A 1,690-nucleotide genomic window follows, 5' to 3' on the forward strand; every position below is an offset into this window, starting at 1 on the left:
CTAAACTGCGAAGTTTGAGTATATAATAAGTGATAATTACCATAAAGCACCTATCAGAACGGCTTTAGCTTTACACATATATTAAAATGGAGCAGAAGTGTTTTATGTATCAAATACATTATGGACACGGATATGTATATACAATCCAGAATCATTTGGTCTGGTACGTAAAATACCAGCACGATATCCGGATCATACAGATGAATATATATGTGAAGGATTTGTTAATTCTGATTACTGATGACAATGCTTTGTATATTCTGTAGATGGAAACGCATAATGATTATGTGCATCTGCAGATTGAAAACACCAAGGAGTAAATCCGCAGGTACATACGGAGTCAGAAAAAGAAATGAGACAGTTCAAGCTTTGACAATGGTGGAGGTGAGTGCATTGATGCAGCATAAGGCCTATGAATACCGTATCTATCCAGATAAAAAACAGGAAACGCTTATTGCAAAGACAATCGGCAGTTCAAGGTATGTATACAACCATTTCCTGGAACTTTGGAACAAGGAATATGAGGAGACTGGAAAAGGTCTGACTTATTTCGCATGCTCCAAACTTCTGACCAAGATGAAGAGAGACCCGGAAACAATATGGCTTTGTGAAGTGGATAAGTTCTCGCTCCAGAATTCGCTTCATAACCTGTCGGACGCCTTCACCCGCTTTTTCAAAGGACAGAATGAGCATCCCCAGTTCAAGAGTAAGAAAAACCCGAGGCAAAGCTATACGACACAATATACGAACAACAACATCGCAGTATCCGGAAATTGTCTGAAACTGCCTAAGCTGGGCCTCGTCAAGTTTGCAGAAAGTAGGGAGATGAAAGGGCGTATTCTGAATGCCACAGTACGAAGGAAACCGAGTGGGAAATTCTTCGTATCGATCCTATGCGAAGAGGATATCTTTGAATTGCCTAAGACTGACTCCGCAGTCGGAATTGACCTCGGAATCATTGACTTTGCGATTATGTCAGATGGCAGCAGGAATGACAACAACCATTTCACAAGACAAATGGAAGAGAGGCTGAGACGTGAGCAGCGAAAGCTTGCAATGCGTGCACTTGCTGCAGAGAAAAGAGGAATTCCCCTGTCTGAAGCCAGGAACTATCAGAAGCAAAGGCGAAAGGTAGCCAGGCTCTATGAAAAGGTTGCGAACCAGCGAAATGAATTTCTGAATAAACTCAGTACAGAGATAGTCAAAAAACACGATATCATCTGTATCGAGGACCTAAACGTGAAGGGCATGATACGTAACCACAAACTGGCAAAAAGCATTTCTGATGTATCGTGGACGAGCCTTGTATCGAAACTGCAGTACAATGGTGCCTGGTATGGGAAAGAAGTCATCAGGATAGGCAGATGGTTTCCGTCAAGTCAGATATGCTCAGAGTGCGGCCACAAGGACGGGAAGAAACCACTCCATGTAAGGGAGTGGACCTGTCCTGTTTGCCATACCCATCATGACCGTGATGTCAATGCAGCAAGAAATATACTGGCTGAAGGACTCAGGATAAGAGCTCTGACTCCAGGGTCTTAGTAATACAGAAGCAAACAGAAACCGCAGGAATTGCGGGGATAGCTTGGTAAACAAGAGAAACTTCTGTCGGCAAAGAAATAAGCCGGTAAGTATGCTCTGTTCCCAAGAATCTCGTGATTTTAGTCATGAGCATTCCTGTAATGAAAAA

Annotated in this window: 1 protein-coding gene; it reads left to right on the forward strand. The window is 42.7% G+C overall.

Annotated features, from left to right (window positions below; all coding sequences use genetic code 11):
- Positions 1-396 precede the first annotated feature (396 nt).
- Positions 397-1,542 carry an IS200/IS605 family element RNA-guided endonuclease TnpB gene (gene tnpB, locus T472_RS00790; protein ID WP_242864744.1) on the forward strand — a complete coding sequence of 382 codons (1,146 nt, stop codon included), beginning with the start codon at positions 397-399 and terminating at the stop codon, positions 1,540-1,542.
- Positions 1,543-1,690: the final 148 nt, after the last annotated feature.

The sequence above is a fragment of the Youngiibacter fragilis 232.1 genome (genome assembly GCF_000495435.3).
Classification (GTDB): domain Bacteria; phylum Bacillota; class Clostridia; order Clostridiales; family Clostridiaceae; genus Youngiibacter; species Youngiibacter fragilis.